At 35.4% G+C, this 5,866-nt stretch carries 3 protein-coding genes and 1 pseudogene; 3 read left to right on the forward strand and 1 reads right to left on the reverse strand.

The features are described 5' to 3' along the window. The first annotated feature begins 262 nt into the window (after nt 1–262). Nucleotides 263–2,983, forward strand: a complete 2,721-nt coding sequence (locus AB3X49_RS16480) for a collagenase (RefSeq protein WP_367963405.1) — start codon at nt 263–265, stop codon at nt 2,981–2,983. 288 nt (nt 2,984–3,271) lie between these two features. Here the strand turns inward: AB3X49_RS16480 and AB3X49_RS16485 are convergent. Then, nucleotides 3,272–3,437: pseudogene (locus AB3X49_RS16485) on the reverse strand (IS6 family transposase); the annotation flags it as partial. 282 nt (nt 3,438–3,719) lie between these two features. On the opposite strand from AB3X49_RS16485, the gene AB3X49_RS16490 reads away from it, so the two are divergent. Both AB3X49_RS16490 and AB3X49_RS16495 read left to right on the forward strand, forming a co-directional pair. After that, complete coding sequence (locus tag AB3X49_RS16490) at nt 3,720–5,183, forward strand: C1 family peptidase (protein WP_367963408.1); 1,464 nt, start codon at nt 3,720–3,722, stop codon at nt 5,181–5,183. A 94-nt stretch (nt 5,184–5,277) separates the two neighbouring features. Then, nucleotides 5,278–5,613, forward strand: coding sequence for a protease inhibitor I42 family protein (locus AB3X49_RS16495; protein WP_367963411.1), 336 nt, complete (start codon nt 5,278–5,280; stop codon nt 5,611–5,613). Nucleotides 5,614–5,866 lie beyond the last annotated feature (253 nt).

A 5,866-nucleotide genomic window follows, 5' to 3' on the forward strand; every position in this document is an offset into this window, starting at 1 on the left:
ATATTAAGTAATGTTGGGCTGAAGTTAAAAGGATATGTTGTGTCGGTCGAAAAGATATATGTCAAATCCTTTTATACTGGTTTTATCCCGACATGTATATAAGAGCGAAAATGAGAAGGAGGGATTTCTATGAAAACAATCATTATTTTTCAAGAAGTATTTCCATAGTTAAGTTATGTGGCTCTGATACTCTATGAAAAAATCTGAAACCATCATGTGGCAGTCAACTAGAATTTTTTGATTTTTGAAATGGAGGAATTGGATGAAACGTATAGGTAAAATAATCATTATGATTTTGTGTTGTATGAGTCTAGGTTCCATACATTTTGTAGAGGCAAGCTCCATACAGGATTCCAACAAAATAAAAGCATTCAAACCGGTTAGCATATTATCACAAGGTACGTTTGGAAATGCATTGGCACCATCATTTAATCAGAACTCAAATGGCTTACATCTAAATTCGTCCAAAATAAACCGACAATACATGTCCCAAAACCCATCGTATAAACCATACCAGTATACTTCCTCTTTGTTCACTATACCATCTCAAACAAATCGATCAATCCAACCACCTTATCCTAAAACATACCCTGCAATGCCTAGTATCGCTCTGTCTGCTCAACAAACATACACTATGGCGCAACTAAATGCGCTTAGCTATGAAAAGTTAGTGCAAGTACTTTCGACCATACGTTGGAGTGATATTACTGATTTATTTCAATTTAATGCAGACTCTCTCAAATTTTATCAAGATCAAAATCGTGTTCAATTCTTAATTCAAGAGTTAGAAACAAGAGGAACTACGTATACAACAACAAATTCAAATGGAATAGAAACACTAGTGGAAGTATTGCGTTCAGGATTCTATTTAGGGTATTACTATAAGGAACTTGCGTATCTCAATGATCGTAAGTTCCATGATAAATGCTTACCGGCTTTAAAGGCAATCGCAACAAATCCAGCATTTCGACTAGGCACAACAGAACAGGATCGAGTCGTTGCGGCTTATGGGAATTTAATTGGAAATGCATCGAGTAATCCGGAAATTGTGTCGCTGGCAGTCCCTATTTTAGAACAATTTAATCGAAACTTACAAGCGTATGCGAAAGAATATTCAAAAGGAACAGCTGTATACAGTCTTTTAAGTGGGATTGACTATGATCTTCAAACGTACTTGTACCAAACTGGGACAGCACCTAACCAATCACCTTGGTACGGGAGAATCAATCCCTTTATCGAAGAGATTGGAAAAATGGCATTATACGGTCAAGTAAATGCAGATACAGGCTGGATTATTAATAATGGGATTTATTATACGAGTAGAATGGGTGTCTTTCATACCTCATCACAAAAAGGATTACAAATTATTACGGATGCATTGCAAGTTTATTCCTATTTAAGCGAAGCGTATCTCACGGCCGCTCAACAAATTGATGAAAGATATAAGGGAAGAGATGCTAAGGGAAATCCAATTGATTATAAAAAAATACAAGAAGAAGGAAAGAAGTTTTATACACCGAAAACCTATACATTTGATAATGGATCCATGATCATTAAAACCGGACAACAAGTAACGGAAGAGAAAGTCCAAAGGCTGTATTGGGCTTCTAAGGAAGTACAGGCACAATTTTATCGTCTAATAGGATCAGATACACCATTAGAAAAAGGACATCGTGACGATATCTTAACCATGGTCATCTATAATAATCCGGCAGAATACCAGTTGAATCGTTTATTATACGGCTATGACACAAATAATGGTGGGATTTATATTGAACAAGATGGGACTTTTTTTACGTATGAGCGAACACCAAAGGATAGTATCTATAGTTTAGAAGAATTGTTTCGTCATGAATTTACACATTATCTACAAGGACGCTATCTTGTTCCAGGATTATTTGGTGACGGGAAACTCTATGAAAATGAACGTTTAACGTGGTTCGAAGAGGGAAGTGCAGAATTTTTTGCTGGTTCTACCCGTACGGATCAAGTCATACCAAGGAAAACTATCGTTCAAAATTTAGCAGTAGACCCTTTAAAACGATATACATTACAGCAGACCCTTTACGCCACATATGGAAGTTGGGCATTCTATGATTATGCATTTGCTTTACAAGCTTATATGTATCAGAATCGATGGGATTTATTTTCTCAATTACATGATATCATTAAAAATAATCAAGTTACCAAATACGATCAATATCGTGAGACATTAAGCAAGAATACCGCATTAAATACAGCGTACCAAAATTATATGCAGATGTTAATTGATCATCAAAAGGAATACTCAACTCCAGCTGTTTCAGATGAATATTTAAAGCGTCCAGAACCAAAACCGTTAACGGATGTACAAAAAGAAATTACACAAATCATTCCGCTTCAGAATACAAATATAATTGAACAACAATCTGACTTTTTTCATACGTTTACCTTACGAGGTACTTACACAGGAAAGAAAACAGCAGGTTTAGAGTCAGATTGGAGAAATTTAAATACAGTATTAGATGCACTACTAAAGCAGTTATCTACTAAGCCTTGGAATGGGTATAAAACGGTGACCGCATATTTTACAAACTATCGAGTAAATACGAACAATCAGATTGAGTGTGATATGGTTTTTCAGGGTATTGCGGATAATATGATTGTCTCTAAAGAGCCAAATGATTCGATTCAAAATGCGACTCCACTCCCTTTCAATACAAGTTTTACAGGGGGGTTTAATTCGAAGAATTTACTGGATATTTATCAGCTAGATGTGCAATCGTCAAACAAATTGTCCATTGAGATTACCAATCAAAATCAGATTCAAATGAATTGGATCCTATATCATGAGAAGGATTTAAAAAATCCGGTGACGTATGCTACTGTTCAAGGGAAACAGTTAATTGGAACGTATACTGCACAACCTGGAAAATATTATTTATATGTATACAGTTATGACAAGCGGTCAGGTGGGTATCAGGGAATGGTTACAATAAAATAGAAAAAGTTACAGTAGCTTATTTTTATACAGTATGGATCATGTATCCATACTGCTTTTTTTGTTTTGTTGCAAAGTTTGGATGTGCTTCAATTACTCCTATGGAAATTTTAAATATAATCTGCAATTCATCATAAGTCGAAAAGCCAAAATCTGAGCTCAGATTTCGGCTTTGTTTATATAAGGCATGAATCATTTCATAAACACATACACTGCTTTGGTATCTCGTTTGTTACGAAGTTAAATATCTAAAGGGTGTCCCTCTTTATCAATTCCACGATGATTGTCCCTTTTGTTTTTCTTCTTCCAAATTTGATAAATCAAACTTCCATATTCACGGTCCCGATACATAATAGTTGTGGGAGGAATAAAAACACCGCGCTCTTTCAAGATTTCAGATACATCGCGATAACTTAAAGAAAAACGACAGTAATAGCTCACTACTACTAAAAATAATATTTTTCTTAAATCGTTTTCTTTTAAAATATCCCGTACCATTCTACTCATCACATTTTACCTATAGTTTATCTTCACTAAAAAACTTGCAACAAAAACCCCTAAAATAATTTCTCAATATATGATTGCTCATAAAGTAGGGAGGAAGATCTATAGAATAATGAGAGTGCTTTCTACATGCTAGTAGCAATTCTTATAGTGATTTGAATAGCCCACATGGCTGTTTAATTTTCAAATGAACTTGTTTATTGTTTACTAGCTACGTGTAGAAAAATAAAAAGAAATGAGGAAATGTATTATGCCAATGAATAACATAAGTTTAAAAGAAATACAAAATTCTTTATCTTCCTTAGAACGTCCTTGGAGAGCCGGCGAAGCAGATGTTTCCCTACTTACAACAGATAAGAAAAAATTACGATTAGGTGTAACACCACCTCCACATGAACAAAGTATCGAAGATCTAGAACAATATGTAAAAGGCATGAAACAATCTATCCACCAACAAGTATTACAAGCTGATAGCCCCCCTATGAAGTATGACTGGCGAAATGTTGATGGGAAAAATTTTATCACCCCTATTAAAGACCAAAAAAATTGTGGTTCTTGCGTCGCTTTTGGGGCTCTTGCCACACTGGAAAGCCGATGGCGCATACAAGACAATGATCCAAATAAGGAAATTGATTTGAGTGAGGCACAATTATTTTTTTGTTATGGCTATAATGAAGGTCGAAATTGCAATAATGGATGGTGGCCAGCAAATGCGTACGAGGCCTTACGGACAAAGGGTATTGTAGATGAGGATTGCTATAGTTATAGCACAGGATTAGCAAAACAAAATTGTAGTGGATTATGTTCCGATGCCAATAACAGACTCGTAAAAATTACTGGATATACCGATTTAACACAAAAACCTGCTGCGATTAAACAATGGATTGCAACAAAAGGACCTGTGAGTGCTTGTTTTAATGTATACGAAGATTTTTATTATTATCAAGGTGGAGTCTATCGACACATAAAAGGTGCCAGTCTTGGCGGACATTGTGTTACAATCATTGGATATGATGATCAACAAGGGTGCTGGATTTGTAAAAATAGCTGGGGTGAACAATGGGGAGAAAAAGGATTTTTCCGGATCGCTTATGGAGAGTGCGGCATTGATAGTTGGGCAAATCATGGGATCGATGGTATTATGACAAATAAGCAATCAAATGAAGATCTGGTTACAGGATTATGGGCACATGCTACAGAGCGTAATGCATGGATCTATTTGAAAAATACGGGTTGGCGAAAAATATATGCTGGCAATGACACAGCCTTTTTGTCTATGTTAGCACAACTTATCGCAGCAAAAGCATCCGGATATACGGTACAATTTACAGAAAGCAATCAAGTTCTAACGGATATTTCTATTTTTTCTAGTCCGGAAAATAAAACTCGAACAGAACTGAGTTCGTTTGAAACACCATTAGCTTATCCAACACAATTACCGCCTACTGTATCGAATAAAACGATCAATAGCAATGATACTCCTATAAGACAGGATAATGCAAAGATCGATTCTATACGGTCTACAGCCCAAAGTACAGGATCTTTGATGAGATCAGGTGATATATGGAAAAAGTTACTCAACACTCCAATGAGTTCAAGTATTGCATTGACGATGCTAGCATCTCATGCTTGCGAACACCAAAGAATTGTGGATTATACAGAAAGTAATGGAACTGTGAATGAAATATATGTTTGGTAAATCGTGCTGCCCCATCACTACAGAATAAAATGATGAATAATATTTTTTAGCCAAAGTTATCATTAACAATAGTAGAGTAAGGGAGTTATATATGATGTCTCATAGCCAACCATTACTTATACTTACACAAAAAGATCAAGGGAAAATTATCACCCTTCACATAGGCCAACTATTTTCTATACAGTTGATAGAAAACCCCACTACAGGATATCGTTGGACTGTATGTAACATACCAGAAGTACATTTACTTACAGAAAAATTTCAGCCTTACGGCATAAGTGAAAAAGCAATTGGGCATACGGGGATACGCCTATTTAAATTTCAAGTAATACATGCAGGTATACATGAACTTCACTTAAAACACTGGCGTGAGTGGCAAGGGGAATCTTCTATTATAGAAAATTTTCAAGTGTGTTTACATATTATATAAAAACTAGATTTTATATAAACATGCATGAGAAAAGAACTTCTCTTAAACTGTTTACTTTAGATAAGTGATGGTATGTAACGAAGAGCAGGCGCACAATACAACGTCATTATTGTGCGCCTGGGTTCTGGTGCAAAAAAATGAAGATGCTTGCAAGTAATATCTAAACCTTGGACATACTGATACTATTACTCTACAAAAGGTTCTGTTGCAAAGTTTTAAAAAATAGAGAACGGATTATAAAGTGGCGTTTGGG

This window comes from Bacillus sp. C30, from assembly GCF_040838255.1.
GTDB lineage: Bacteria > Bacillota > Bacilli > Bacillales > Bacillaceae_G > Bacillus_A > Bacillus_A mycoides.

Coding starts and splice junctions, on each gene's coding strand:
- AB3X49_RS16495 (WP_367963411.1), top strand. CDS start 5,278: ATGTCTCATAGCCAACCATTACTTATACTTACACAAAAAGATCAAGGG.
- AB3X49_RS16490 (WP_367963408.1), top strand. CDS start 3,720: ATGAGGAAATGTATTATGCCAATGAATAACATAAGTTTAAAAGAAATA.
- AB3X49_RS16480 (WP_367963405.1), top strand. CDS start 263: ATGAAACGTATAGGTAAAATAATCATTATGATTTTGTGTTGTATGAGT.